The sequence below is a fragment of the Pseudopontixanthobacter vadosimaris genome (assembly GCF_012979275.1).
GTDB classification, from domain to species: domain Bacteria; phylum Pseudomonadota; class Alphaproteobacteria; order Sphingomonadales; family Sphingomonadaceae; genus Pseudopontixanthobacter; species Pseudopontixanthobacter vadosimaris.
On sequence record NZ_JABASZ010000036.1, the window covers coordinates 182021 to 208193 of the forward strand.

Here is a 26173-nt window from a genome sequence, read left to right on the forward strand (position 1 = left end):
GTGCAGTCGTGAGACCTGCCGCGCGGGTGCAGGCTGCGATTGAGCTGCTCGACACGATCGTGGACGCGGCCCGCAACAACGGCGCCCCGGCGGATCGCATCGTCGCGGAATATTTCCGCAACCGGCGCTATGCGGGTTCCAAGGATCGCCGCGCCGTGCGGGAACTCGTCTATCGCGCAATCCGGGCCTGCGGGCCGGTCCCGCGCACCGGACGTGCGGCGATGCTGCGCGTGGCGGAAATGGACGCAGGCCTGGCCGAATTGTTCGACGGTTCACCGCATGGTCCTCCGGCCATCGGCAAGCGGGAAGTGCCCGCTGATGGGGGTGTCGCGCCGGATTGGTTGCTGGAATGGCTCGAACTGTCGGGCATCGCCGGGGAGGAAGCCGCCGCGCTGCTGGAGAGGGCGCCGCTGGATTTGCGGGTCAACACCTTGAAAGCAGAACGGGCCAATCTCGATCTGCCGATCGCGGCGGAGCGCCTGCCTCTGCCCGCCGCATTGCGCCTTCCGGCGGGCACGTCGGTCGAACAATGGGACGCCTACCGGGATGGGCTTGTCGAAATCCAGGACCACGGGAGCCAGATCGCCTGCTCGGCGATGCAGGCGAAACCCGGTGAGCATATCCTCGATCTCTGCGCGGGCGCGGGCGGCAAGACGCTGGCGCTTGCCGCTGCGATGCAGAACCGGGGCACGCTGATCGCGAGCGATACCGACCGCGGCCGCCTGTCGCGCCTTGCGCCGCGAGCGGCGCGGGCGGACGCCGGCATGGTCGAGGCCGTTTTGCTGAATCCGGGAGAGGAGCGCGAGGCGCTTGCCGCGCATCTGGGCCGGGTCGACGGTGTCCTGGTGGATGCGCCTTGCTCCGGCACCGGAACCTGGCGCCGCAATCCCGAGGCGCGGTGGCGGACAGACCGCGACCAGCTGCTGGCGTTCGCCGACGTGCAGGACAGGCTGCTGGAGATCGCGGCGGATCTGGTTCGTCCCGGCGGACGCATCACCTACATCACCTGTTCGCTGCTCGACATCGAAGGTGCCGATCGGATCGCAGCGTTTCAGGGCAGGCATCCGGACTGGACGATCATCCGACCGGACCTGCCCCTCGGTCGCGAACATGGCGGCGGCACTCGGCTTACTCCGCTTCACGACGGCACGGATGGATTTTTCATCGCCTGTCTATGTTCGCCATGATAGCTTGGCCCGAATGGCTCTTCCAATTTCCTCCGCGCCATCAGCCCTGAAGGACAAGCTCATGCGTTACGCCCCGATTGCCGCCGCCCTGTCGCTGCTGATCGCGGTGAATGCAAGCGTCGGACAGGGTGCCGAACCGGAGGCCAGCCCGCGCGCAGCCGTGCTGATCGCCGAAGGCCGCGCTGCGCTGGAAGCCGGTGAACCGCAACAGGCGGTGGACGCATTCGAAGCTGCCTATGCCGTCGACCCTGCCTATGATCCTGTCCTGCTGGAACTCGCCAATGCGGCGCGGCATCAGAATTTGCAGGGCAAGGCGATCCGCTATTACCGGGAGGCTCTGGCCCGCAATCCCAGCGATTTCGCCGCCATCGCGGGTGAGGGCGAGGCCCTGATCGAGAAAGGCGCCATCGAAAGGGCACGCGGCAATCTGGCGCGTCTGGAATCGCAATGCGGGGCGAACTGCCCCGAGACGCTGGCATTGGCCGCCCGGATCCAGAGCGGAGCGCAGCCGCGCATGGTAACGGCCGAGAGCCTTCTGCCCGATCCGATCGTCATTCCGAACTGAACGGGATTGTCGCGGCCGGGTGCCGCAGATTTCAGATCAGATCGCGAAAGGCATCGAGTACGCTGCGATACACGCGTTTCTTGAACGGGATTATCATCTCGGGCAATCGTTCGAGGTCCAGCCATTGCCATGCGCAGAATTCCGGATGGTCATGAGCGTCGAGGTCGACATCCGCATCCTCGCCCGTGAAGCGCGCCAGGAACCAGGTCTGGCGCTGTCCGCGATAGCGCCCGCCCCATAGTTTGCCCTGCAATTCCTCCGGCAGATCATAGGCGATGTCGTCATCCATTTTGCGCAGGATCGAGACCTTGTCGGCGGTCAGGCCGGTTTCCTCGTGCAATTCGCGCAAGGCGGCTGCCTTCAAATCTTCGCCTTCATCGACGCCGCCCTGGGGCATCTGCCACCAGTCGCCCTCGCGATTGTCGATGCGCCTGCCGACGAAGGCGCGGCCTTCGTCATTGACGAGCATGATCCCCACACAGGGGCGGTAGCCCAGGTCGCTCATCTGCCGTGCCGCTCCAGCATCAGTTTCATCGCGGCAAGAATGGCCTGCATGTCCTCATGCGCGCTCGGCATCGCCTTGCGCAGATTGACGAAGCCGTGAATGTTTCCCCGCATTTCCAGGTAAATGACGTCCACGCCGGACTGGATCAGCGCGCAGGCGTAATTCCGACCCGAATCGCGCAAGGGGTCGAGGCTGGCGGTGGCCACGATCGTCGGCGGCGTCGGCGCGTGATCGGCCAGGATCGGTGTGTTGCGGCGGTCGCCTTCCGCAGGGGCATAGCACCGCGTGAAGAACTGCATGGCGTCGCGGGTGAGCAGATAGCCTTCCCCGAAATCCGCGAAGGATTGCGTGACGCTGATATCGTCGGCCAGCGGATAGATCGGCACCTGCATTATCACCGGCGCATCGGCAGGCTTTTCGATCAGGGATTGCGTGGTGACGATTGCCAGATTGCCGCCGGCGCTGTCGCCCATCGGGATCAGGCCTGAAACCTGCAAGCCCAGATCGGATGGGCTGCCTGCAACCCAGCGCGTGGCCGCCTCGCAATCGTCCGGGGCCGCTGGAAACGGGTTTTCCGGAGCAAGCCGGTAATCGACCGAGATGACCGGAAGCTCGAGTTCGGCCGCAATCTGCGTGCAGAGGCGGTGGTGGGTTTCGATATCGCCGATGACGAAACCGCCGCCGTGATAGAACATGATCACCGGGGCAGGGGAGGTCCGGTCCGCCATGGCATCGTAAAGCCGCAAGGGAATGTCGCCGGCCGGGCCGGGACAGGAAAGATCGCGAATGACAGGAATGTCGCGCGCGTCCCGTTCGGCGATATGCTGGGTCGCCATCATCGAAGCGCGGGCTTCCTCCAGGCTCATTTCCGACAGCGGGGGTCGGCCCGCAGCTTCGAGGAACTGCAGGAATGCGCGCACATCCTCGCGGACAAAAGGTTGTTCATCGGCCATCAGCGCATCCAATCCCATGGGTTGAGGCGGCAAGCTAGAGGGTGCGCATGATCTTTTCCACTCGACATTTTGCAAGGGGCCGAGAAAATCTTCATTGCGGCAAGGGATAGCTGTGCATAGTTGCGGTGCAGGAATGCACTCCCACGAATAGACGCGCGGCCGCACAGGGGCAGCGTAGGACAAGGAAATTTCATGGCAAGCCAGGCTGCCGAAGCTGCTCCCGAAAAATTCGGGCAAGACATGTCGCAAGGTTCCGCGCCCGATGCGGTGACCGTTCGCTTCGCGGGTGACAGCGGCGACGGAATGCAACTGACCGGCGGCCAGTTCACCCTGTCGACCGCGCTGGCCGGCAATGATCTGGCCACTTTCCCCGATTTTCCGGCAGAGATTCGTGCGCCCCAGGGCACCTTGTTCGGCGTTTCCGCATTCCAGATCAATTTCGGCAGCCGCCGCATCAACACCGCCGGCGATGCGCCCGACGTGCTGGTGGCGATGAATCCCGCCGCGCTGAAGGTCAATCTCGAAGCGTTGAAGCCGGGCGGGCTGATCATTGCCGACACTGGTGAATTTACGAAGCGTAATCTCGACAAGGCGAAATACGACCGCAATCCGCTGGAGGATGGCAGCCTGGCAAAATGGGACCTGCTCGCCTTCGATATCTCCGAACTGACGGTGGAGGCGGTCAAGCCCTTCGGCCTGGGGCGCAAGGATGCCCTGCGGTCCAAGAACATGTGGACGCTGGGCCTCGCGCTGTGGATGTTCGACCGCCCGCGCGAACCGATCCACCAGTGGCTGAGAGAAAAATTTCGCAGCAAGCCCGACATTGCGGATGCGAATATTGCCGCGCTGGATGCGGGGCACGCTTATGGCGAAACGGCGGAACTCGCCGGACCGCTGCAGCAGTTGCATATCCCGCCGGTCGAGAGCGCGCCGGGGTTGTACAAGACGGTAACGGGCGCAGAATCGATCTCGCTTGGCCTCGTCGCAGGCGCGCAGCTGGCCGAACTGCCGATGTTTTTCGGCGGCTATCCGATCACGCCGGCCAGCGCCATTTTGCATCATCTGTCGCGGCTCAAGGAATTCGGCGTCACGACTTTCCAGGCGGAGGACGAGATTGCCGCCATCTGCGCGGCCATCGGCGCCTCCTATGCAGGACAGCTGGGCGTTACCTCATCCTCAGGCCCCGGTATCGCGCTGAAGACCGAGGCGATGGGGCTGGCCATCATGACCGAACTGCCGCTGGTCATCGTCAATTCCCAGCGCGGCGGCCCCAGCACGGGCCTGCCGACCAAGACCGAGCAGAGCGATCTGTATCAGGCTGTCTATGGCCGCAATGGCGATGCGCCCATGCCGGTAATCGCCGCGCGCAGCCCCTCCGATGCCTTCGAATGCGCGATCGAGGCCTGCCGCATCGCGGTGCAATATATGACGCCGGTGATGCTGCTTACCGACGGCTATATCGCCAATGCGGCGGAGCCGTGGAAGGTGCCGGACCCTGCGGATTTTGCGCCGTTCCCGGCAAAATTCCTGGAACAGAAGAATGCAGGCGATAATTTGCTGCCCTATGCGCGCGATGAAAATGGCAAGCGCCCGTGGATCAAGCCCGGAACGCCCGGCCTGATGCACCGGATCGGCGGGATCGAGAAGGCGCAGGGCACCGGCCATATCGATTATTCGCCCGCCAATCACCAGGCGATGACCGACGCGCGTGCCGCGAAGATTTCGGGCGTCGCCGTGCCGGATCAGGATGTCGCGCTCGGCTCCACGTCCGGCAAGCTGGCGGTCGTCGGCTGGGGATCGACCTATGGCCCCATACATCAGGCCGTCGGACGTGCGCGCCGGAGGGGCATGGACGTGAGCCATATCCATGTGCGTCATATCTGGCCGCTGCCGGCCAATCTGGGCGAGCTGCTGCGCGCCTATGACAACGTGCTGGTGCCCGAAATGAATACCGGCCAGTTCAAGACCGTGCTGCGCGATCAATATCTCGTCGATGCCCGCCCGCTGACCAAGACCAGCGGCCAGCCTTTCTCCATCGCGGAACTGGAGGAAGCGATCGGCACATATTTCGACGGTATTGCCGGCAACGAGGGCGGCGAAGTGCCCGTCAACGACACCCAGCTTCCCAGCCCCGAGGCGATGAACCCATGAACGCACCTGTAAAGATCGAGACCTCGCTGAAGGATTGGGAAACCGACCAGGAAGTGCGCTGGTGCCCCGGTTGCGGCGATTATGCCATTCTGAAGGCGGTGCAGCGCACCCTGCCGCAGATCGGTGCCGACCCTGCGAACACCGTCTTCATTTCCGGCATCGGCTGCTCCAGCCGGTTTCCCTATTATATGGAGACCTATGGCTTCCACACGATCCACGGCCGCGCGCCGGCGGTGGCGACAGGGGTGAAGCTCGCCAATCCGGACCTCGACATCTGGCTGGTGACAGGCGACGGCGACGGGTTGAGCATCGGCGGCAATCACATGATGCATGTGCTGCGGCGGAACGTCGACATGCAGATCATGCTGTTCAACAACGAGATCTACGGCCTGACCAAGGGTCAGGCATCGCCGACCAGCCGCGAAGGTACGCGCAGCCCGTCCAGCCCGCTTGGCTCGGTCGATCATCCCGCCAATCCCTGCGCCTTCGCGCTGGGTTCCGGCGCACGTTTCGTGGCGCGCGGGTTCGATGTTTCGAAGAAATTGCCCGAAGTGCTGATCGCGGCTCATGCGCACAAGGGCGCGGCTTTCATCGAGATTTTCCAGAATTGCATCGTTTACAACAAGGACGTGTTCGACGATTTTGCGGCGCCCAAGGGCGCCGAGGAACGGCAGCTGTGGCTGGAGAATGGCGAACCGATGCTGTTCGGGTCGGAAAAGACCGGCGGCGTCAGGGGGCTGGCTCTCGATCCCGCCGGGCCGGGGCTGAACGTCGTGACTGTCGAAGCCGGCGACTGGCAGGCGGCCGGAGTGCTGGTCCATGACGTGACCAACCGCGCCATCGCCCACATGCTGGCCGAACTGCCTTTCGGGCCATTCCCGATGGCCTTGGGCGTTCTCTATGACGATCCGCGCCCGACCTTCGAGGCCGCCGTGGCCGAGGAACGCCGCCGGGCGAGCGAGGGCAAGGTGGCCAGCCTCGCCAAATTGCTGGCGAAGGGCCAGACCTGGACGGTGGACGGTACGGCACCCGACCCGATCTGATCGCTGCCCGATTGCTGGATAGGCGCGGCGCGCGATGGATAATCTGACCCATGGCCTCGTCGGCGCGCTGATGGGGCAGGCCGGGCTGAAGCGCCGCACGGGCCTCGCCATGCCGGCGCTGATCATCGGCGCAAACCTGCCGGATATCGACGCTGCCTGCACTCTTTACGGGGTGCAGAGCCTCGCCATGCGGCGGGGGCTGACTCACGGGCCGCTGGCTTGGCTGCTGCTGCCGATTGTGCTGGCGGCGCTGCTCTACGCATTTGACCGGTGGCAGGCTGGACGCGGTAAACGGCCCGCGGGGCGGCTGCCAGTGCATTTCGGCTGGCTGTGGGCGCTATCCTTCGCCGCCTGCCTCACTCATCCGGCCCTCGACTGGCTGAATGTCTATGGCATCCGCCTGCTCGAACCGTTTTCCAGCCGCTGGTTCCACGGTGACGTCCTGTTCATCATCGATATCTGGCTGTGGCTGGGCATGGGGCTGGCCCTGTGGCTTTCCCTGCGGCGCGAACGCACCACCGGCGGCGACTGGCGCAAGCCTGCGCGGATCGCATTGGCGGCAGCCACGGCCTATATCGGCGTGAATGCAGCGAATACGGCGCGCAGCGAAGCGGCGGTGCAGGATGCTCCGACCGGCCAGGATCTGATCATCGCCAAGCCGGTGCCGCTCAATCCCTTTCAGCGTGAGTTGGTGACGGGCGGCGAGGGCCTGTATGCGGTGAATGGAACAGCCTTGCCCGGCGTGCCGCTTTCCGCCTGCGATCTCGATAGGGCCGCCGCGCGCAATCCCGATGTGCGCGCGTTCCTGTTCTGGTCGCTGGCACCGTTCGTCGAACCCGGCAGCGACGGTATTCTGCGGCTGCGCGATGCGAGATTTTACGATCCGCTGGCCCGCGACCGTTTCACCGTTCCCTTGCCGCCGGAAACGTGCCCCGGAGTGAGGTAGCTTCGGCCGTGCGGTCGAAAAATGGTGCTGCCATGAAAGCGCAGGCCGCCCCGCCAAGCCAGCCCGCCACGACATCGCTGGGGTAATGCACTCCCAGCCAGACGCGGCTGAACGCGACAAGTGCGGCGATGATCACGGACAGGGTCAGCAGGATCGGCCGCAAACCCCGATTATGCGCCGATATTGCAAGGGCAGCAGCGATGAAGATCGTTGCCGAATTGAACGCGTGGCCACTCGGGAAGCTGAAGCCGTCGGCATGCATCAGATGCGGAACGATGTCCGGCCGAACCCTTGCAAACAGCAGCTTGAACGCATAGCCGATGCCCCATCCGCCCATGACCGTGGCTGCGTATAGAGCCGCCAGAACCCGGCGCCCGCGCGCGACGAAAATGGCAGTGACACTGGCCGCGAACAGCAGGCGCACGGTCACGCCGCCCAGCGCGGTGATATCACGAAATGCTTCCGTCATCAGGGGCCGTGACGCGAAGGGCAAACCGTCCGTGCCGCGCCAGTAAGCAAGCGCGCCGCGATCAGGCCCGCTCAGGAACTCACTGCCGAAGGTCAGCATCGCCACCATGGCAAAGCCTGTCCAGCAGGCGAGCGCTGCCCTGGCAGCCGAGGGCCATTCGCGGATTACCAACCGAAAATCCATCTCTTGGCAGAGCGGCGCTTGTGCTGAACATCCATCGGTAAAGGAACCGCTCGCCACGTCCACCTGTTCCGAAAGGCAGATGATATAAATCGGAGATTTCTATTGAGCAGCGATGAACCCGCACCTCAGATCGTCTGGCTGAGGCGCGATCTGCGACTGGCCGATCAGCCCGCGCTTCACGCCGCTGCACAGGCCGGCCCGGTCATTCCGGTCTATGTTCTCGATGACGACAGGCCGGGAAGCCGCACGTTCGGCGGCGCGCATCGCTGGTGGCTGCACCATTCGCTGCACAGCCTTGGTAAGGCCTTCGCAGCCGAGGGTTCAGCGCTCGTGCTGCGGCGGGGCGACGCCGTGCAGGTGCTTGTCGGGATCGCGCAGGAAAGCGGCGCCACGGCGATTCATGCGATCCGGCACTACGAACCCTGGTGGCGCGACGCCGAGGAAGAGCTGGTCGGGGCACTCGACGGCCTTGCCTCGAACGCTGACGACGATGCCTGCCGCCTCTGCCTTCACGATGGCAATTACCTGCTTCCGCCGGGAACCGCGCTGACCGGGTCGGGCAATCCTTACAAGATTTTCACGCCGTTTTCAAAAACCGTTCTGGAACAGTTCCCGCCTCGCAATACCCTGCCGCAGCCGGACAGCATCGCGGCGCCGGATGTCTGGCCTGAAAGCGACGATCTTTCCGATTGGAACCTCCTGCCGACGAAGCCCGACTGGGCGCGGGCCATGGCGGAGTTCTGGCAGATCGGCGAAGCGGCGGCACATGAAAGGCTCAGGCATTTCGAGGACGACGTCGCCCGCTATGACGATCGGCGCAATCTGCCATCGGAAGATGGAACCTCGCGCATGTCGCCGCATCTTCACTGGGGCGAAATATCGCCGGTGCAGGTCTGGCACGCAATGAAAGGCCGGCGGGGGCAGGGCTGGGCGACCTTCGAAAAGGAACTGATCTGGCGCGATTTCGCACAGAATTTGATCTATCAATTCCCGCGCTATCCTGAGGAATCCTATCGCGACGATTTCGACCGGTCATTGTGGCGCAACCCCGATCGCGGGCACCGGATCGAAGCCGATCTGGAGGCCTGGAAGCGCGGGCAGACCGGCTACCCCATCGTCGACGCCGGAATGCGCCAGCTGTGGGCGCTCGGCTGGATGCACAACCGCGTGCGCATGATCACGGCCAGCTTTCTGATCAAGCACCTGCTGATCGACTGGCGGCACGGCGAACGGTGGTTCTGGGATACGTTGGTCGATGGCGATTACGCGTCGAACGGCTGCAACTGGCAATGGGTGGCCGGCACAGGCGTCGATGCCAATATGTTCCCCCGGATCATGGCGCCGCTCAGCCAGAGCGAGAAATTCGCCGCCGCCGAATACATTCGCGAGTGGGTGCCCGAACTCGCCGAGCTGCCGGACGATCAAATCCACGACCCGGACGACGAACACCGGCCCGCAGATTATCCGGCGAAGCTGATCGGCCATCGCGAAGCGCGCGAACGTGCGTTGCGGGCCTATCGGAAGATGAAGGAGGATTGAGCACGAGGCGCTGTTTCGGCAGGCTGGCACCTTGCTCGCAGGCTGGTCAGGGGCCATAGGACGCGGCATGATCGGGGCGGAGAAAACTGCGGAAACCAAGAGGCGCGGGCGGACCGCCAGCCCTCAGGCACTGCTCGGCAGCGGAACCCGCTTCGCCGGCGGGTCCGGCTGGCTCGCCCGCAGGCTTGCGCCGGGTTTCCACCGCATTCTGGACAGGTTGGATCAGGGAATCGTGGCAGGTGCGATCCACGGTCATCTGCCCGATGGGACAACGCGGGTGCTGGGCGGGCGGAAACCGGGGTTCGAGGTCACCGTCAGGCTGCACGATTGGCGCGCGCTGGTGCGGCTGGCGACGGCAGGTTCGATCGGCTGGTATCAATCCTGGGCGGCCGGCGAATGGGAGGCCGACGACATGGTCGCGCTATTCGCGTTGTTCATGGCCAATGGCGAGACATTGGGCGATGCCGGGCGGGCCAGCGGGCCGTGGCGGATGGCCCTGCGCTTCGCCCATTGGCTGAACCGCAACACAAAATCGGGATCGGCCCGGAACATCCACGCCCATTACGATCTCGGCAATGCATTTTACCGCGAATGGCTGGACCAGAGCATGGTCTATTCCAGCGCCCTGTTCGCGAAGGACGCCGGCCCCAGCCAGATGCAGCAGATGTTGAGCGAGCTCGACTATGCGCAGCTGGCGAAGGTCACCGCCATGCTGAACCGGGTCGGGGTGCAGCCAGGCGATTCTCTGCTGGAAATCGGCTGCGGCTGGGGCATGCTGGCCAATGCAGCGGCCATGACCGGGGTGCAGGTCGACGCGATCAGCCTATCGGAAGAACAGCTCGCCTTCGCGCGCGACAAGCGGGAGCCGGGAGCCACCAACCCGGATTTTCGAAAATGCGATTACCGCGATGTTTCCGGCCAATATGATGCGATCGTCAGCGTCGAAATGGTCGAGGCGCTGGGCCGGGAATATTGGCCCGCCTTCATGGATTGCATCGCCGACAATCTCAAGCCGGGCGGAAAAGCGGCCATCCAGTACATCTCGATACAGGAAAATCTGTTCGACGCCTATGCCGCCAGCGCCGATTTCATCCAGGCCTACATCTTTCCCGGTGGCTTGCTGGTGCGGACCAGCGAGTTCCGCCGACTGGCGCAAGAACGCGGACTGCGCTGGGAAGATCAGCATGATTTCGGGATGGATTATGCGGCAACGCTGGCGATCTGGCGCAGGAATTTTGACGATGCCGTCGCAAAAGGGCGTTTGCCCGAGGAATTCGATGCAGATTTCGTGGCCCTGTGGCGATATTATCTGCAATATTGCGAAGGCGGCTTTCGCGGCGGCGGTATCGATGTGCATCAGGTGACGCTGATCAAGGAATGAACAGCGCATGAGAGGGGGCGATCATGACAATCATCGGCAAGGGTTTCGGAGCCGCGATCATCGGCAGTCTGCTGGCAGGATGCGCCGCCATTCCGGACGCACCCGCGGCCATCGCGCCTGCCGAAAATATCCGCATGACCATGCCGCCCGCCAGCGTCACGCCCGCCGATCAGAACGTGCTGTTCTGGTCCGATGCGGAAAGGCAGGATCGCTTTTCCAGCATGGAGCGCTGGTTTCCGGGCCACGAGGTCGAGGCTGCGCCCTCGCCGCGCCCTTTGCCGCGGGGCAGCGCCCTGCCTGCCGGACTGCAGGGGGAACTGCGGGCCTTCATGCGCGACACCAATGCAGCAGGCGTGATGATCCTGCAGGACGGCAAGGTCCGCTTCGAGGAATATGCCGGCGGTTTCGGCCCTGGAGAGCGCTGGACGAGCTTTTCGGTCGCGAAGAGCTTCACCTCGACCCTGCTGGGTGCGGCGATCCGCGACGGCTTCATCGCCAGCCTCGACGACAGCGTGGCCAGATACATACCGGAAATGCGCGGCACCCCTTACGAAGATGTGACGGTGCGCCAACTCGCCACCATGACCTCCGGCATTCGCTGGAACGAGGATTACGCCGATCCCGCCAGCGATGTCGCCCGCATGGGCACCTATCCCGCTGCGCCGGGAGAGGACCAGATCGTCAATCAGCTCCGCCGACTGCCGCGCGAAGCGCCCGCAGGCGAAAAATGGGTGTACAAGACCGGAGAAACCAATTTGCTGGGCGTGCTGGTCGAAAGGGCGACCGGCACCAGTCTGGCCGATTACGCCAAGGAGAACATCGTCGATCCTGCTGGCTTCGCCGGAGACATGTTCTGGATGGTCGAACAGGGCGGGCGGAATATCGGCGGATGCTGCCTGTCGCTGCGGCTGGCGGATTACGCGCGTTTCGGCCAGTTCGCGCTCGAGGGCGGGGGCGACCAAGTGCCGGAAGGCTGGTTCGCCGCCGCAACCGCGCCGCAGGTCAGGTTCTCCGGCGATGGAGCGGGCTACGGCTATCAATGGTGGACCTATGCCGGCGGAGCCTGGGGTGCGCAGGGTATCTTCGGCCAGGCCATCACCGTGCTGCCGGAACAGGACATCGTGTTCGCGGTCGTCGGCAACTGGCCGAGCGCCACCGACAATGCGGCCCGCGAGGCGCAGCGCGATCTGGCCAGGCGGATCGCGGCGGCGTCCTAAGCCAGATTTCATCTGGTTTCCAACTGCCTCAGATAGCGCTGCGGTACACCGTGCTGACCTGATAGCGAGCCAGCACATTGTCGTGAACGATCGGATTGAGCAGTTCGGCGAAAGCGCAGCCGACGATGCAGTTTTCCCACCAGACAACCTCGCATTGCAGCGACTGCAATCCCGGCACGGTCAGCCAGCCCACCTGTCCGACATGCATCCGGTTTATCGCTGCGGCTGAAAAGCCGGAGATGGAAAGATCATGCACGATCGTCTGAAATGCGCGTCCGCCCGAGGCGCGAAGCTGGCTGGGGATCGTCAGCCTGGTGCGGGGGGAGCAGCGGTCTTCCTGCGCCGCGATATGGTAATTGCCCTGAACGGCGACGCAGTCGTGATGCTCGTAAGCCCCATGTAGATCCTGCATGCTTGATCCTCCCCCGGTAGACAGCCTTTCCCGCACCTTTCGGGACAGGCTTTGCAAGTGATGAGGGGTGCTGCTTACCGGCAGGATACAGAACAGGGTTAAGAAGGATTGACGACCCTCTCGCGGTGACCGGTCGTGAAGCCTTCGGTCAGCAGGGCAGCGATGCGCTCTCCCACGATTTCTGCGGGCTTGACAGTCTTCGGGTCTTCGCCGGGATAGGCCTTGGCCCGCATGGACGTGCGGGTCGCGCCGGGATCGACGATGGCGACCCTGATTTCGCTGATCCGCTCCACTTCCTGTGCATAGCAGTCCAGCAGCGTCTCGAATGCCGACTTGGTCGCGGCATAGGCCGACCAATAGGCGCGCGGTTCGGTCGCGACGCTGCTGGTGAGGCCGATCACCCGCGCGGCATCGGCACGCTTCAGCAAAGGATCGAAGGCGGCGAGCAGCGCCTGCGTCGCCAGGATGTTCGTCGTGATCGCCTGCCCGAACTGCTTGGGTTCGATCTGGGTCACCGGCGTCAGCGTCGGCAGGTAAGCGGCGGAGATCACCAGCGCATCCAGCCTGTCCCAGCGCCCGGCGATCGCGCTGGCCAGCCGCGCTATCCCATCGGTTTCGCCGAGATCGACGGGCGCGATGGTCGATGCGCCGCCGGCATCGTGGATTTCATCCTCAATCTTCTCGAGCGCCTTCACGTCGCGCCCGGTCAGGACGACATGCGCGCCCCTGCTCGCGAGCGCCAGCGCCGTCGCGGCCCCGATCCCCCTGCTTGCCCCGGTGACGAGCGCCAGCCTGCCGTTCAGTGTTTCCATTTCAGACAATCAGGCAACCTTGTGAACGGGGAAGGACAATTGCGCGGCCGCTTCGTGCCGGGCGTGAAGATCGGTCAGCGACGTGGGATAATCTCCGGTGAAGCAGGCGTCGCAGAATTGTGGGCAGGCCTTGTTGCGCGGCTCCGACCCGACGGCGCGATACAGCCCGTCGATCGAGACGAAGGCGAGGCTGTCCGCCTTGATGAATTCGCGCATGGGTTCGACCTCCATACGCGCGGCCAGCAGTTTCGATCGTTCGGGCGTGTCGACGCCGTAGAAGCAGCTATGTGCCGTGGGCGGACTGGCGACGCGGAAATGGACTTCGCTAGCGCCCGCATCGCGCATCATCTCGACGATTTTCATGCTGGTCGTGCCGCGGACGATGGAATCGTCGATCAGCACGATGCGCTTGCCTTCGACAAGCCCGCGATTGGCGTTATGCTTGCGCTTGACGCTGGAGTGACGGATGCTGTCCGACGGCTGGATGAAGGTGCGCCCCACATAATGCGACCGGATGATGCCGAGTTCGAAGGGTATGCCGGATTGCTGTGCATAGCCGATAGCCGCAGGCACGCCGCTGTCGGGAACGGGGATGACGAGGTCCACATCCGCCGGGCTTTCGATGGCGAGCTGCGCGCCGATCGCCTTGCGGGCGGAATAGACGCTGCGCCCGTCGAAAACGCTGTCGGGGCGGCTGAAATAGACATGTTCGAAAATGCAGGGCCGCGACGGATTATTGCCGAACGGACGGAGCGATTCGATCTCTCCATCGAAGTTCACGCGCACGACCTCGCCCGGTTCGACTTGGCGGACGAATTCCGCGCCAGCGACATCGAAGGCAACCGTTTCGCTGGCGAACAGCACCGCATCGCCCAGCCTGCCCATCACCAGCGGCCTGATGCCGAGCGGGTCGCGGCAGGCGATCATGCCTTCGGGCGTCATGACGATGAGGGAATAGGCACCCTCGACCAGGCGCAGCGCATCGGTCAGCCGGTCGATCAGCGTGGGATAGCGGCTGGTCGCGACGAGATGGATGATGACTTCGGTATCGGAGGTCGACTGGAAGATCGCGCCCCGCTTCACCAGATCATCGCGCAGCGTCTTCGCGTTCGAGATATTGCCATTATGCGCAACCGCAAATCCGCCGCCCGCCAGGTCGGCGTAGAGCGGCTGGATATTGCGCAGGCCCGATCCGCCGGTGGTGGAATAACGCACATGCCCGGCCGCCATGAAGCCCGGCATTTCCGCGATGGCTTCGCTGGAGGAGAAATTGTCGGCAACATGGCCCAGGCCCCGCCGGGCGAAGAATTCCGTGCCGTCATAGCTGATGATGCCGGCAGCTTCCTGCCCGCGATGCTGAAGCGCATGGAGGCCCAATGCCGCGACTGCCGCGGCGTCGGCCGCATTGATGGCACCGAATACTCCGCATTCTTCGCGAAGCTTGTCGCCATCCAGGTCCAGGAAAGGATTGGTAAGGTTCATAACGATGCCCGTGGTGCCTGCCTGACGCCAAAAGTGCTGGCGGTTTCGCCGGTGTTGAGCGCAATGGCGATGTTGCGGCGTGATTACAACCTCCCGGGTGACTGGCGCATGTATGATTTGCCCGTCTTGCGAACAGGTATGCGATGGCCGCACGAAGAACATTCGTTTGCGGACTCAGCAAAGGTTGCCTAGATGCCACCGCACGCCGCGCATCCGCGCATCCGACGTTTCCTGAACCGTAAAGCCCCGCACCCTTGATCCTTTCCCCATTCGAATGGACGATTGCCAAGCGATACATGCTGCCCGGACGGGGGGAGGCATTCATCGCGCTGGTCGCCGGCATCAGCGTCGGCGTGGTCATGCTCAGCGTGGCGATGCTGGTCATCGTGATGAGCGTGATGAACGGGTTCCGCGCCGAACTGCTCGACAAGATCGTGGGGCTGAACGGTCACGCCATCGTGCAGGGTTACGGGGGCCGTATCGACAATTGGGAAGGTGTGCTCGACGATATCCGCAACACCCAGGGCGTCACCAGCGCCAGTCCGCTGATCGAACAGCCGCTGCTGATTACCCTGAACGGCCGTGCCGAAGCGGTCATCGTGCGGGGGAACACGGCCGAAGACATCGACAAGCTGGAAAAGAACGTCGTCGCCGGCAATCTCGGGGAGGTGGAGCCGGGTTCGGGTACCGTCGCCATCGGCGCGCGGCTGGCGGAGAATATCGGGGCAGCGGTGGGCAGCACCGTGACGGTGATCAATCCGCAGGGGCGCTCTACGCCGTTCGGCACGGTGCCGCGGCAGGTCGGCTACCGGGTCGCCGCCATCTTCGAGGTCGGGGTTTACGATTACGATCAGGCCTTCGTCATCATGCCGATTCCCGACGCGCAGACATTGCTGCTGATCGGCGACCAGATCGGCACGATCGAGGTGACGACGCGGGATGCCGACGAGGTCGACGAGATCCTCGCGCCCGTGACGGCGCAGCTTGCGGGCAGGGCGCAGGTGTCGAGCTGGAAGGTCATAAACAGCACCATATTCGAAGCGCTGGAGGTTGAACGCGTGGCAATGTTTTTCGCCCTGTCGATCATCGTGGTGGTGGCTGCATTCAACATCCTGTCGAGCCTTGTCATGCTGGTGCGCGCCAAGACGCGGGATATCGCCATCATGCGCACGATGGGCGCGTCGCGGCGCAGCCTGCTCAAGATTTTCGTGACCACCGGTTTCGTCATCGGCGCAATCGGCACGCTGGCGGGCCTTGCACTCGGCTTCCTGGTGCTGTTCTTCCGTCAGAACATCGTCGGGGCGATCGGCGCAGTCACCGGGCAGAACCTGTGGGATCCGCAGGTTCGGTTCCTTTCCGAACTGCCGTCCAAGACCGATCCTGCAGAGATCATCGGCATCAGCGTGCTTGCGCTGGGGCTGTCGTTCCTGGCCACCCTATATCCGGCGATGAAGGCGGCGAGCACCGATCCCGTGCAGGTTCTTCGCTATGAATGACTCCCCGGCCGTCAGCCGCGCAAGCGCCGAACCCGTGGTGCGGCTGCGTAATCTGACTCGCTCGTTCGAACAGGGCGGAGTGCGTATCGATGTGCTGCGCGGGGTTGATCTCGATATCGCTCAGGGCGAAATCGTCGCGCTGCTCGGTCCTTCGGGATCGGGTAAATCGACGATGCTCCAGGCGGTCGGCCTGCTGGAAGGCGGGTTTGGCGGGGGGCTGGAGATCGCCGGGGTGGAAGCTGGCAAACTGCCGTCCGACGGGCGAACCGAATTGCGGCGCAATCATCTCGGCTTCGTTTATCAGTTCCATCATCTTCTGCCCGATTTCAACGCGCTGGAAAATGTGGTGCTGCCGCAATTGGTGGCGGGCAAACCGCGGGCTGCTGCGGAAGAACGGGCCGCGTCCATTCTCGGCGCGCTTGGCCTCGAACACCGGCTCAATCACAGGCCAAGCCAGCTTTCCGGGGGCGAGCAGCAGCGCGTCGCCGTCGCCCGCGCCATCGCCAACCGGCCCAAGCTGGTGCTGGCCGACGAACCCACCGGCAATCTCGACGAAAAGACATCGGACCGCGTTCTCGCGCAGTTCCTCGAACTGGTGCGCGAGGAAGGAAGTTCGGCGCTGGTCGCAACCCATAATGAAGGGCTTGCGGCCCGCATGGACAGGGTGGTGCGCCTGCATGAAGGATTGCTCGAACAGGAACCGGACGGCGGCCGGCAGGGTTGATCGGGTGAGACACATATTTCAGGAACAATGAGCATGACCGATCATCCCAGTACCTACAGCGCCGACGACACGTTCCGCGAGGGCGTGCAGTGGGATGACCGCGCATCGTTGCATATCGCGCATGACGGGCAGGGCATCTTCGATTCCATGAAGGGTCTGCGGCGGGGTTCGCTGGCGGAGCTCGTTGCGCAGGTTGCCTCCATGCCCGAAGAGGAACGCCGCAAATACGTGATACAGAAGGCGGGCGACCACAAATTGGGCAATGCCGAGATCATGGCGCTGGCCGCGCGCGACGATTTTCCGCTGAGATAGCCGAATACCCGCGATGACCAATGTCGCTGAATTCCATGCAACCATGCCCGGCGGTGACCGCCGCAGTCTTGCCGCATATGCCGGCAAGGTCATCCTCATCGTCAACACGGCCAGCCATTGCGGCTTCACCAGCCAATATGAAGGGCTGGAGCAGTTGCAGCGCCGTTTCGCCGAACGCGGGTTCACGGTCCTGGCATTCCCCTGCAACCAGTTCGGCGGTCAGGAACCTGGCGACGCTGCCGAAATTGCCGAATTCTGCCGCGTGAATTACGACACGACCTTCCCGCTGATGGGCAAGATCGAGGTGAATGGCGACCGGGCCGACCCGCTCTTCGACTGGCTGAAGAAGGAAGCGCCGGGCCTGCTGGGAAGCAGGCGCATCAAGTGGAACTTCACGAAGTTTCTCGTCGGGCGCGACGGTCAGGTCGTGCGGCGCTATGGCCCTGCCGACAAGCCGGAAGCCATCGCCGCAGATATCGAGCGCGAATTGAAGCGGCAGAATACAGTCGCATCCGATGATTGACAGCGCGCAGGCATGGTTCCTGTCGCTTGGCACGAATTACGGCGTCAATCCGTGGATCTTCGGTGCGATATATGTCGGCGCAATTCCGTTCTTCCTCCTGTCGATCGCATGGCTGGTGCGCCGCGCACGCGCCGGCCGGTCCATCGTCGCGCCGGCGATGCTGGCGGGATTCTTCTTCGTTTCCGCCTATCTCTACCTTGCCATAGCAGGGCGCAATATTCCGGTCTGGGTGTGGCTGTTCCTCACCCTGCTCGTCGCCTGGGGGGCATTCACGACCATACGCGATACGCGGGCCAGGGTGGCCGCAGCCAGGATCGATGGCGACCCGTCCGTTACTCGCGACGACGAGACTCCGTAACTGTCGACAGACCTGTGCAAACCGGCAGTTGCATCCCTGCCGCGAGATTGCTCTTCCCTGCCAATTCCCTATTTCGAGATCATGGCCAGACACGCTCCTTTCGTTCCGCTTCGCATCATGTCGTCCTATTCGATGCTGGAAGGCGCGATCGATCCCAAGGACATCGCGAAACTGGCGAAGGAACGCGGCTTCCCCGCAATCGCCATCTGTGACCGGAACGGGCTGTACGGAGTGGTCGCCTTTGCCGAAGCCTGCTTCAGGGAAGGCGTGCAGCCGATCATCGGCACGCTGCTGGGCGTGGCGCGCGACGCCGCCGGCAAGCAGGTGGATTATCTGCCGCTCTACGCCCAGGATGAGGCCGGCTACGACAATCTGTGCCACCTTGTCAGCAAGGCGCATCTGAACCGCCCGCTGGAATATGAGCCGCACGTTGCCCTTGCCGATCTCGACGGTCACACCGACGGGCTGATCGCGCTGAGCGGGGGCGCGGAAGGTGCGATGTCCCGGCTTTTCGCCGAAGGGCAGGGCCGCGATGCACAGGCCATGTGCGACCGCTTGCAGAAGCTGTTCACCGGCAGGTTCTATGTCGAATTGTCCCGGCGCGACAATCCGGTGCAGGACCGCGCCGAAGACGCTCTGATAGATCTCGCCTATGCCCGCGATCTGCCGCTTGTCGCCACCAATCCGGCCAATTTTGCCGAGGCGCATTTTCACGCGGCACACGACGCCATGCTGTGCATCGCGCAGTCCAGCCAGATCGATGCCGATGACCGGGTGCGCTCCAACCCCGAAAGCTACGTCAAGACTGCCGATGTCATGGCCCGCACCTTCGACGATCTGCCGGTGGCGACCGCAAATACGCTGACCATCGCCCGCCGCTGCGCCTTCGCGCCGCCAAGCCGCGCGCCCATCCTGCCAAGCCTTGCCGGCGATCAGGAAGGTGAGGCCCGGATGCTGGCCGACGATGCGCGCGCAGGGCTGCAAGCGCGCCTTGCGCCTTATGGCGAGTTGAGCGCCGAAGAGCGGAAAGTCTATGACGACCGCTTGGCATTCGAGGTGGACGTCATCACCGGCATGGGCTTTCCGGGCTATTTCCTGATCGTTGCCGATTTCATCAAATGGGCCAAGGACAATGGCATTCCGGTGGGGCCGGGCCGTGGATCGGGTGCGGGCAGCCTGGTGGCGTGGGCGCTGACCATTACCGATCTCGACCCCATAAGGCTGGGGCTGCTGTTCGAACGCTTTCTCAACCCGGAACGCGTTTCGATGCCCGATTTCGATATCGATTTCTGCGAAACCCGCCGCGGCGAAGTCATTCGCTACGTGCAGAAGAAATACGGTGACGATCACGTCGCGCAGATCATCACCTTCGGCAAGATGAAGGCCCGCGCCGTGCTGCGCGATTGCGGGCGCATCCTGCAGATGGGCTATGGCCATGTGGATCGTATCTGCAAGATGATCCCCAATCATCCGACCGACCCGTGGACGCTGATGCGGACGCTGAACGGGTCGGCGGAATTCAAGCGGGAGTATGACAATGACAATGACGTGAAGCGGCTGGTCGACCTGGCCATGCAGCTTGAAGGCTTTCCCCGCAATTCCAGCACCCATGCGGCAGGCGTGGTGATCGGCGACAGGCCGCTGGCGCAACTGGTGCCGCTCTACCGCGATCCGCGGTCCGACATGCCGGTGACGCAGTTCGACATGAAATATGTCGAGACTTCGGGCCTCGTCAAATTCGACTTTCTCGGCCTCAAGACCCTTTCGGTGCTGCGAAAGGCAGTCGATCTGCTGGAGAAGCGCGGGATCGGGATCGACCTGTCGAACCTGCCGATGGAGGACGAGACAGTCTTCGCCCTGTTGCAGCGGGGCGATACCGTCGGTGTGTTCCAGCTGGAATCCGAAGGCATGCGCCGTACGCTGGCCGCGGTAAAGCCGACCAATTTCGGCGACATCATCGCGCTCGTTTCGCTCTACCGCCCTGGCCCGATGGACAATATTCCGCTGTTCGGCAAACGCAAGAACGGCGAGGTCGCGATCGCCTATCCGCATGGCAAGCTGGAAGGCATTCTCGCCGAAACCTACGGCATCTTCGTCTATCAGGAACAGGTCATGCAGGCGGCCCAGATCCTGGCCGGCTATTCACTGGGCGATGCCGACCTTCTGCGCCGCGCGATGGGCAAGAAGGTCCAGGCCGAAATGGACGCGCAGCGCCAGCGTTTCGTCGATGGCTGCCGCGAGGTGTCCGGCATCGAGGCGAAACAGGCGAACGAGTTGTTCGACCTTATCGACAAATTCGCAGGCTATGGTTTCAACAAATCGCACGCTGCCGCCTATGCCTTGCTGGCCTATCAGACGGCATGGCTGAAAACGCATTACCCGCATGAATTCTACGCCGCATCCATGTGTTTCGACATGCATCAGTCGGAGAAGCTGGCCGTTTTCGTGGACGATGCACGGCGGGCCGGGATCGAGATCACGCCGCCCGATATCAACCGCAGCGAGGCCGAGTTCACCGTCGAGCAGACGGATGATGGCTACGCCGTGCGCTATGCGCTCGCCGGCCTGCGCAATGTGGGAGAGAAGGCGATGGAGAGCATCGTCGGCGATCGCGAGGCCTCCGGATGGTTCGAAAGCTTAGAGCAATTGTGCGACAGATTGCCTGCCGGGTCGATGAACCGCCGCCAGATGGAGGCGCTGGCCTGCGCAGGCGCCTTCGACCGGCTGGAGCCGAACCGCGCAAAGGTTATCGAGAATGTCGAGATGCTGCTGGCGGTTGCCGATGCTGCCGAGCGGGAGCGCAACAGCGGGCAGGCGGCGCTGTTCGGCGGCGAGGACACGCAGGATCGGGCTCTGCGGCTCAAGGACACACCGGAATGGACGCGGCCCGAAAGGATGGACCGCGAGCGGGAGGCCTTCGGCTTTTTCTTCTCCGCCCATCCCGTGCAGCAATATCGCGTGGTGGCCTCGGCCAATGGCGCGCGCAGCTATGCCAGCCTGATGGAAGGCGGCGCAACGGGGGGCAGGGCGCCTGCCGTCATGGCGGCGATGGTCGAAAGCGTCAAACGCGGGCAGACCCGCCGCGGTGCGGACTTCATCCGCGCCGAATTTTCCGATCAATCGGGCCAGTTCAGTGCCGCCTGTTTCGAGGAAGGCCTTCTGGAACAGTTCCAGAAGTGGGCGGCAGATGGCACCTGCGTCCTGCTCAATGTCGAACTCGACAGTCCCAGCCCCGACGAACCGCCCCGTATCACCGTACGCGGCGCGCGGCCGCTGGAGGATGTGAAGAGCGGATCGCGCATGGCGCTCACGATGGAGATACGCAGCGAAGCGGCCCTGCTGGCCCTGCGTGAGGCCCTCGTGCCCGGAACGCCCGGCATGGGCGAGGTGACGGTGGTTTTGCGGACGGATAGTGGGGAAAGGCCGACCTTACGCCTTGGCAGCGATTTCGCGCTCGACGGTGAACTGGCGGAACGGCTGGTGGAGATCGACGGGTTGAATGATGTCTCGCTCACAAGCAGGCGCGGCGCCGCGCATCTGCGCCTGGTGGCCTGATCCGTCCCCCTCCTTCGCCTGATCGGGAACCGGCGCGGCCGGCAGCGACAGGCCAATTGCCCTGCCGCACAACCATCGTCATAGTACGACACGACGACAGGCAGGAGAGGATGATGAATATGCCGGACCTTGGCGCAATGCAGGACTGGTCGCTGGTGGTCACACACCTCGTGGATCACGCCGCGCGCGAACATGGCACGCGCGAGATCGTCACCCGCTGGGCCGACGGCAGCCAGACCAGGACAGACTGGGCCGGCATCCGCCGCGACGCCCTGAAGATGAAGCAGGCGCTGGAGAGCTGCGGTATCCGAAAGGGCGACCGGATCGCGACATTGGCGATGAACCATGCGCGGCATCTGGTCAGCTGGTACGGCGCGGTGGGGGCAGGCGGCATCCTCCACACGATCAACCCCCGCCTGTTCGAAGACCAGCTGGAATATATCGCCAATCACGCGGAGGATCGCGTGCTGCTTTACGATGCGGCCTTCAAGCCGCTGGTGGAAAAGATGAAGCCGCTCTGGACGACCATCGAACAGTACATCTGCTATGACGATGGCGAGTTCGAAAGCTGGATCGGTGCCGAAGACGGCGACACCGACTGGGCCGATGTGGACGAGCGCGACCCGTGCATGCTGTGCTATACCAGCGGCACGACGGGCAACCCGAAGGGCGTGCTCTACGAACACCGTTCCACCATGCTTCATGCCCTGTCCGGCATGCAGCCCCACGCCTTCGATTTCGACGCCAGCACCGTCATGCTGCCGGTGGTGCCGATGTTCCACGCCGCCAGCTGGGGGCTGCCGTGGACAGGAGCCGCAGCGGGGGTGAAATTCGTATTCTCCGCCGTGAACGAACCCGAGGTGCTCTGCAATCTGATGACCGAGGAAAAGGTCACCGACAGCGCGGGCGTGCCGACGGTCTGGCTTGGCATCTTCCAATATTGCGATGCCAATGATCTGCCATTGCCGAAGCTTGCAACCGCCACCATCGGCGGGTCGGCCGCGCCCCGCTTCATGATCGAACGGCTGATGAAGAACGGCACCCGCGTGGCGCATGCCTGGGGCATGACCGAGACAAGCCCCATCGGAACTGTCGGCGCGCCGACACATGATTGGGCGGAGAAAAGCTTCGACGAGAAGGTTTCCATCGTGGCGATGCAGGGCCGCCCCGTTTTCGGCGTGGAGCTGCGCACAGTCGAATTGGACGACATGGCGACCGAACTGCCGCGCGATGGCAGGACTTCAGGCGCTTTGCAGATTCGCGGGCCATGGGTGGTGAAGCGTTATTTCAAGGCGGAAGAGGATGCGACGAACGTGGATGGCTGGTTCGATACCGGCGATGTCGGCATCATCCATCCCGATGGCACGCTGCAACTGACTGACAGGACGAAGGACGTCATCAAGTCGGGCGGGGAATGGATCAGTTCGGTCGAGCTCGAGAATGCCGCCGCCGGGCACCCCGCCGTGGCAGAGGCAGCCGCGATCGGCATGGCGCATCCGAAATGGGACGAACGTCCCGTCCTCTTCGTCGTCCGCAAGCCGGGCACGAATGTCACGGGGGAGGAGTTGCGCGCGTTCCTCACCGGCCATGTTGCCAAGTGGTGGCTGCCCGACGCGATCGAATTCATCGATGAGATACCGCACACGGCAACCGGCAAGATCAGCAAGAAGGATCTGCGCTCGCGCTTCAGCGATTATGTTCTGGAGGATGCATGATGACCAATCACGTCGACCCCACACGCGCAGCCTTCGACGCCTTCAAGGCGCTGCCGCGCGACCGGCCCATTCATATGCTCAACCTGCTGCTCTATCGTGATGAGGCGCACTACCCTGAAGGGCATCACAATGCGGGCAAGGGCTGGACGGGCAGGGAAGCCTATGCGGAATATGGCCGCACCAGCGAACCGATCTTTCGCCGGGTTGGCGGCAGTGTCGTCTGGCGGGGCATTTTCCAGAACATGCTGACCGGCCCCGAAAAGCAGTGGCACGACGGCTTCATTGCAGCTTACCCCCATGCGGGTGCTTTTCTCGAAATGGTCACCGACCCTGAATATCAAAAGGCCGTGATCAATCGCCAGGCCGCGGTGCAGGACAGCAGGCTCATCCGTTTCTCGCCCGGTGAAGCCGGAGGCGGGTTCGGCTGACGGGGCGCAGGGCTGCTTTCACAGACTCCCGGTCGTAGCAGTTCCGCAACGTCAGAGCAGCCGCATCTGTCCGCCGATCTCCGGCTTGCGGAACCGCGAAATATCGAGCGTGAACTTCTCCTTGCCGATACCGGCACGGCGGCAGGCGAGTTGAAAGCGGGCGCGGAACAGATCGGCCCAGACGCCGCTGGGCCTGAGACGCGTGAAGAAGCCCGGATCATTGTCCTTCCCACCCCGGATGGACCGAACGATGTTCATGACCTTGTCGGCGCGTTCGGGGAAATGCGTTGCCAGCCATTCGCGAAACAATGGCGCCACCTCATGCGGTAGCCGCAGCGGAATCCAGCCCGCGCTCTGGACGCCGAGTTCGCCGGCCTGCCCGACGATGGCTTCCAGATATTCGTCGGTAATGGCGGGAATGACTGGCGAGATCGAGCAATGCGCCTGAATACCGGCCTCCACGATTCGCCCCAGGGCAGCCATGCGTTTCGCCGGTGAAGCGGCGCGCGGTTCCAGCATACGGGACAATTTTGCATTGAGACTGGTGACGGATATGCTCACCGCCACCAGCCGCAGGCGCGCCATTTCCTGCAAAATATCGAGATCTCTTAGGATTCGATCGGATTTAGTCGTAATGGTTACCGGATGGCGAGCATCGAGGCAGACCTCCAGGATTGCGCGAGTGATCCTGTAAGTATTTTCAATCGGTTGATGAGGGTCGGTATTGGTGCCCAGTGCAATCGGGCGAGGCCGATAGTTCGCCTTCGCCAGCGTCTGACGCAGCAAGCGTGCCGCATCGGGCTTGGCAAACAGGCGGGTTTCGAAATCGAGGCCGGGCGACAGATCGTGATAGGCATGCGTCGGGCGCGCGAAGCAATAGATACAGCCGTGCTCGCATCCGCCGAAAGAGTTGATCGAGCGGTCGAAAAAGATGTCGGGCGATGTATTGAACGAAAGGATCGTCCTGGGGTGCAATTCGGTGACCGTGGTGGTCGCAGCAGGTTCCGCTCCATCCACCAGAGCGGCCTGATCCTGCCATCCACTGTCGCTCACATGCGCCGGTAAACCGAATCGCCTGCTCGCCTGATTGTTGGTAGCGCCTCTGCCTTTCACATATGCCATGGATAGAACGTATCAAGAACGCATGGCCGGAGTCGACTCATAAGTGTCACCTGCCCACGAATGTATTCGCTGCACTTATCTGGTGAATTTTCCTGAGGATCCACTGCCGGCAATCCTTGCCGGCTGTACCATCCTGTCACGACCAAGACGCCAAGTAACGGGAAATTGAATGTGCCGACTGTCGCAACTTTGGCCGACTTGGTTAATGGGCGAAAGAAAAGCGCGATGGAAATTATCCGGATCGCGTCGATGCCCCTCGGGTCGCAATGCAGCATGGTCGGTATTCTGACCTGCTGAATAGCTTGGGGGAGAATGGGACTGGGTGCGGGGCAAAGCGTTCGTTCATAGCCGACATTTTCGTGGCGCTGACCCAAAGCGGATCATTGCCGCCGGATCAATGAAGCGGGCAGGCGACACATGCCGACCATCAGGTGTGCGCCTGACGGCAGCGCCCCGCTGGACAGCGCTTTCAGTGGTGCCAGCTTCGGCCGATCCGTTCCGCCGACAGGGTGCGGTGCTTCTGCCGATCCGCCTGAGCTGCGCGAGCGCGAACGTGCCGTAACTGCAATCGGGATGGTGCCAGCGGCGCAAGGTTCGAAGAAGGGCAAGCAACGACCGAACCGGCGCTTGCGGCTCTGAACCGCCGGGTCGACATGGAGCAGATCGCCGGCGAAGGGGCGGTTCTGATGGCTGTCCGGGCTGACGACGAGGTGATCGGCCAAATCCGGTTCCAAATTTCGGATGCCGTGCCGCTGGACTATGATCCCGTCTATGATAAGCTGGTACTTGGTAGTTAGTGCCGGACATAGTTGACCGCCATCGCTATTTGAAATCGCCCCGAACTATTTTCGATTCCCGACTGCTTCAGAAGCTAGGTTTCGTGGACAAAGGGTATCCAGAGTTTGATTGAAGCGAGGGCGACGAAGCCAAGGTAGGATTCTTTGGTTTTGTCGTAGCGAGTGGCGACCCGGCGCCAGTTCTTCAGCTTGTTGAACAGCCGCTCGACCAGGTTGCGCCAGCGGTATTTCTCCCGGTCGTGCGGGGCTGGGTTGCGGCGGTTGCTCCTAGCCGGGATCACCGCCTCGACGCCGGCAG

At 63.2% G+C, this 26173-nt stretch carries 24 protein-coding genes and 1 pseudogene; 17 read left to right on the forward strand and 8 right to left on the reverse strand.

Annotated features, from left to right (window positions below):
* Positions 1–8 precede the first annotated feature (8 nt).
* Together HG250_RS08815 and HG250_RS08820 are read left to right on the forward strand one after the other, a co-directional pair.
* On the forward strand, positions 9–1187 hold the full coding sequence (locus HG250_RS08815; protein WP_170004735.1) for an RsmB/NOP family class I SAM-dependent RNA methyltransferase: 1179 nt from the start codon (positions 9–11) through the stop codon (positions 1185–1187).
* Between the two features lie 61 nt (positions 1188–1248).
* Positions 1249–1752, forward strand: coding sequence for a tetratricopeptide repeat protein (locus tag HG250_RS08820; RefSeq protein WP_240957021.1), 504 nt, complete (start codon positions 1249–1251; stop codon positions 1750–1752).
* Positions 1753–1783: 31 nt separating this feature from the next.
* On the opposite strand, the gene HG250_RS08825 is transcribed toward HG250_RS08820, so the two are convergent.
* Both HG250_RS08825 and HG250_RS08830 read right to left on the reverse strand, forming a co-directional pair.
* Positions 1784–2257, reverse strand: a complete 474-nt coding sequence (locus tag HG250_RS08825; protein ID WP_170004739.1) for an RNA pyrophosphohydrolase — start codon at positions 2255–2257, stop codon at positions 1784–1786.
* Positions 2254–3210 (reverse strand): alpha/beta hydrolase, encoded by a 957-nt coding sequence (locus HG250_RS08830; RefSeq protein WP_170004741.1) that lies wholly within the window; start codon positions 3208–3210, stop codon positions 2254–2256. Before HG250_RS08830 ends, HG250_RS08825 begins: the two co-directional genes overlap by 4 nt.
* Before the next feature lie 240 nt (positions 3211–3450).
* On the opposite strand from HG250_RS08830, the gene HG250_RS08835 reads away from it, so the two are divergent.
* From HG250_RS08835 to HG250_RS08845, 3 genes are read left to right on the forward strand one after another with little or no spacing between them, the layout of a single operon-like run.
* Positions 3451–5361 (forward strand): 2-oxoacid:acceptor oxidoreductase subunit alpha, encoded by a 1911-nt coding sequence (locus HG250_RS08835; protein ID WP_170004831.1) that lies wholly within the window; start codon positions 3451–3453, stop codon positions 5359–5361.
* Positions 5358–6404 carry a 2-oxoacid:ferredoxin oxidoreductase subunit beta gene (locus tag HG250_RS08840; RefSeq protein ID WP_170004743.1) on the forward strand — a complete coding sequence of 349 codons (1047 nt, stop codon included), beginning with the start codon at positions 5358–5360 and terminating at the stop codon, positions 6402–6404. The genes HG250_RS08835 and HG250_RS08840 overlap by 4 nt, the downstream gene beginning before the upstream one ends.
* 34 nt (positions 6405–6438) lie before the next feature.
* Entirely contained in the window at positions 6439–7350 is a 912-nt protein-coding gene (locus HG250_RS08845; RefSeq protein WP_170004745.1) for a metal-dependent hydrolase, read from the forward strand.
* Here the strand turns inward: HG250_RS08845 and HG250_RS08850 are convergent.
* On the reverse strand, positions 7307–8002 hold the full coding sequence (locus tag HG250_RS08850; protein WP_170004747.1) for a phosphatase PAP2 family protein: 696 nt from the start codon (positions 8000–8002) through the stop codon (positions 7307–7309). The genes HG250_RS08845 and HG250_RS08850 overlap by 44 nt on opposite strands.
* 102 nt (positions 8003–8104) lie before the next feature.
* Here HG250_RS08850 and HG250_RS08855 point away from each other — a divergent pair, with 102 nt between their 5' ends.
* The 3 genes from HG250_RS08855 to HG250_RS08865 all read left to right on the forward strand — a co-directional run bounded on the left by HG250_RS08855 (position 8105) and on the right by HG250_RS08865 (position 12139).
* The gene (locus HG250_RS08855; RefSeq protein WP_170004749.1) at positions 8105–9541 is read left to right on the forward strand and encodes a cryptochrome/photolyase family protein; all 1437 of its coding nucleotides are present in this window, start codon (positions 8105–8107) and stop codon (positions 9539–9541) included.
* A 67-nt stretch (positions 9542–9608) separates the two neighbouring features.
* Positions 9609–10922 carry an SAM-dependent methyltransferase gene (locus HG250_RS08860; RefSeq protein WP_170004751.1) on the forward strand — a complete coding sequence of 438 codons (1314 nt, stop codon included), beginning with the start codon at positions 9609–9611 and terminating at the stop codon, positions 10920–10922.
* Between the two features lie 23 nt (positions 10923–10945).
* The gene (locus HG250_RS08865) at positions 10946–12139 is read left to right on the forward strand and encodes a serine hydrolase domain-containing protein (protein WP_170004753.1); all 1194 of its coding nucleotides are present in this window, start codon (positions 10946–10948) and stop codon (positions 12137–12139) included.
* Positions 12140–12167: 28 nt separating this feature from the next.
* Here HG250_RS08865 and HG250_RS08870 read toward each other — a convergent pair whose 3' ends face one another.
* From HG250_RS08870 to purF, 3 genes are all read right to left on the reverse strand, one after another.
* Positions 12168–12551: a PilZ domain-containing protein gene (locus HG250_RS08870; protein WP_240957022.1), complete on the reverse strand. Its 384-nt coding sequence runs from the start codon at positions 12549–12551 to the stop codon at positions 12168–12170.
* 98 nt (positions 12552–12649) lie between these two features.
* Positions 12650–13363: an SDR family NAD(P)-dependent oxidoreductase gene (locus HG250_RS08875; protein WP_420821317.1), complete on the reverse strand. Its 714-nt coding sequence runs from the start codon at positions 13361–13363 to the stop codon at positions 12650–12652.
* Between the two features lie 9 nt (positions 13364–13372).
* Positions 13373–14845 carry an amidophosphoribosyltransferase gene (purF, locus tag HG250_RS08880; RefSeq protein WP_170004757.1) on the reverse strand — a complete coding sequence of 491 codons (1473 nt, stop codon included), beginning with the start codon at positions 14843–14845 and terminating at the stop codon, positions 13373–13375.
* A gap of 254 nt (positions 14846–15099) precedes the next feature.
* Between purF and HG250_RS08885 the strand changes: the two genes are divergently transcribed.
* The 8 genes from HG250_RS08885 (at position 15100) to HG250_RS08920 (ending at position 23956) form a co-directional block, all read left to right on the forward strand.
* The gene (locus HG250_RS08885) at positions 15100–16341 is read left to right on the forward strand and encodes a lipoprotein-releasing ABC transporter permease subunit (RefSeq protein ID WP_170004759.1); all 1242 of its coding nucleotides are present in this window, start codon (positions 15100–15102) and stop codon (positions 16339–16341) included.
* Positions 16334–17065, forward strand: coding sequence for an ABC transporter ATP-binding protein (locus tag HG250_RS08890; RefSeq protein WP_170004761.1), 732 nt, complete (start codon positions 16334–16336; stop codon positions 17063–17065). The genes HG250_RS08885 and HG250_RS08890 overlap by 8 nt, the downstream gene beginning before the upstream one ends.
* Before the next feature lie 33 nt (positions 17066–17098).
* The gene (locus tag HG250_RS08895) at positions 17099–17377 is read left to right on the forward strand and encodes a hypothetical protein (protein ID WP_170004763.1); all 279 of its coding nucleotides are present in this window, start codon (positions 17099–17101) and stop codon (positions 17375–17377) included.
* Between the two features lie 13 nt (positions 17378–17390).
* Positions 17391–17900 (forward strand): glutathione peroxidase, encoded by a 510-nt coding sequence (locus HG250_RS08900; protein ID WP_170004765.1) that lies wholly within the window; start codon positions 17391–17393, stop codon positions 17898–17900.
* A complete protein-coding gene (locus HG250_RS08905; protein WP_170004767.1) occupies positions 17893–18258 on the forward strand; it encodes a hypothetical protein in 366 nt (121 codons plus the stop codon). The genes HG250_RS08900 and HG250_RS08905 overlap by 8 nt, the downstream gene beginning before the upstream one ends.
* Before the next feature lie 81 nt (positions 18259–18339).
* Positions 18340–21813 (forward strand): DNA polymerase III subunit alpha, encoded by a 3474-nt coding sequence (gene dnaE, locus HG250_RS08910; protein ID WP_170004769.1) that lies wholly within the window; start codon positions 18340–18342, stop codon positions 21811–21813.
* A gap of 119 nt (positions 21814–21932) precedes the next feature.
* The gene (locus HG250_RS08915) at positions 21933–23528 is read left to right on the forward strand and encodes a long-chain fatty acid--CoA ligase (RefSeq protein WP_170004835.1); all 1596 of its coding nucleotides are present in this window, start codon (positions 21933–21935) and stop codon (positions 23526–23528) included.
* On the forward strand, positions 23528–23956 hold the full coding sequence (locus tag HG250_RS08920) for a DUF1330 domain-containing protein (protein ID WP_170004837.1): 429 nt from the start codon (positions 23528–23530) through the stop codon (positions 23954–23956). Before HG250_RS08915 ends, HG250_RS08920 begins: the two co-directional genes overlap by 1 nt.
* A 51-nt stretch (positions 23957–24007) precedes the next feature.
* Here the strand turns inward: HG250_RS08920 and HG250_RS08925 are convergent, their stop codons facing one another.
* Positions 24008–25078: a PA0069 family radical SAM protein gene (locus HG250_RS08925; RefSeq protein ID WP_170004771.1), complete on the reverse strand. Its 1071-nt coding sequence runs from the start codon at positions 25076–25078 to the stop codon at positions 24008–24010.
* 653 nt (positions 25079–25731) lie between these two features.
* On the opposite strand from HG250_RS08925, the gene HG250_RS08930 reads away from it, so the two are divergent.
* Positions 25732–25875 (forward strand): hypothetical protein, encoded by a 144-nt coding sequence (locus tag HG250_RS08930; RefSeq protein ID WP_170004773.1) that lies wholly within the window; start codon positions 25732–25734, stop codon positions 25873–25875.
* Between the two features lie 74 nt (positions 25876–25949).
* Here the strand turns inward: HG250_RS08930 and HG250_RS08935 are convergent.
* A pseudogene (locus HG250_RS08935) lies at positions 25950–26173 on the reverse strand (IS5 family transposase); the annotation flags it as partial.

Coding starts and splice junctions, on each gene's coding strand:
- HG250_RS08820 (WP_240957021.1), top strand. CDS start 1,249: ATGCGTTACGCCCCGATTGCCGCCGCCCTGTCGCTGCTGATCGCGGTG.
- HG250_RS08825 (WP_170004739.1), bottom strand. CDS start 2,257: ATGAGCGACCTGGGCTACCGCCCCTGTGTGGGGATCATGCTCGTCAAT.
- HG250_RS08830 (WP_170004741.1), bottom strand. CDS start 3,210: ATGGCCGATGAACAACCTTTTGTCCGCGAGGATGTGCGCGCATTCCTG.
- HG250_RS08835 (WP_170004831.1), top strand. CDS start 3,451: ATGTCGCAAGGTTCCGCGCCCGATGCGGTGACCGTTCGCTTCGCGGGT.
- HG250_RS08840 (WP_170004743.1), top strand. CDS start 5,358: ATGAACGCACCTGTAAAGATCGAGACCTCGCTGAAGGATTGGGAAACC.
- HG250_RS08845 (WP_170004745.1), top strand. CDS start 6,439: ATGGATAATCTGACCCATGGCCTCGTCGGCGCGCTGATGGGGCAGGCC.
- HG250_RS08850 (WP_170004747.1), bottom strand. CDS start 8,002: ATGGATTTTCGGTTGGTAATCCGCGAATGGCCCTCGGCTGCCAGGGCA.
- HG250_RS08860 (WP_170004751.1), top strand. CDS start 9,609: ATGATCGGGGCGGAGAAAACTGCGGAAACCAAGAGGCGCGGGCGGACC.
- HG250_RS08865 (WP_170004753.1), top strand. CDS start 10,946: ATGACAATCATCGGCAAGGGTTTCGGAGCCGCGATCATCGGCAGTCTG.
- HG250_RS08870 (WP_240957022.1), bottom strand. CDS start 12,551: ATGCAGGATCTACATGGGGCTTACGAGCATCACGACTGCGTCGCCGTT.
- HG250_RS08875 (WP_420821317.1), bottom strand. CDS start 13,363: ATGGAAACACTGAACGGCAGGCTGGCGCTCGTCACCGGGGCAAGCAGG.
- purF (WP_170004757.1), bottom strand. CDS start 14,845: ATGAACCTTACCAATCCTTTCCTGGACCTGGATGGCGACAAGCTTCGC.
- HG250_RS08890 (WP_170004761.1), top strand. CDS start 16,334: ATGAATGACTCCCCGGCCGTCAGCCGCGCAAGCGCCGAACCCGTGGTG.
- HG250_RS08895 (WP_170004763.1), top strand. CDS start 17,099: ATGACCGATCATCCCAGTACCTACAGCGCCGACGACACGTTCCGCGAG.
- HG250_RS08900 (WP_170004765.1), top strand. CDS start 17,391: ATGACCAATGTCGCTGAATTCCATGCAACCATGCCCGGCGGTGACCGC.
- HG250_RS08905 (WP_170004767.1), top strand. CDS start 17,893: ATGATTGACAGCGCGCAGGCATGGTTCCTGTCGCTTGGCACGAATTAC.
- dnaE (WP_170004769.1), top strand. CDS start 18,340: ATGGCCAGACACGCTCCTTTCGTTCCGCTTCGCATCATGTCGTCCTAT.
- HG250_RS08915 (WP_170004835.1), top strand. CDS start 21,933: ATGCCGGACCTTGGCGCAATGCAGGACTGGTCGCTGGTGGTCACACAC.
- HG250_RS08920 (WP_170004837.1), top strand. CDS start 23,528: ATGACCAATCACGTCGACCCCACACGCGCAGCCTTCGACGCCTTCAAG.
- HG250_RS08925 (WP_170004771.1), bottom strand. CDS start 25,078: ATGGCATATGTGAAAGGCAGAGGCGCTACCAACAATCAGGCGAGCAGG.
- HG250_RS08930 (WP_170004773.1), top strand. CDS start 25,732: ATGGAGCAGATCGCCGGCGAAGGGGCGGTTCTGATGGCTGTCCGGGCT.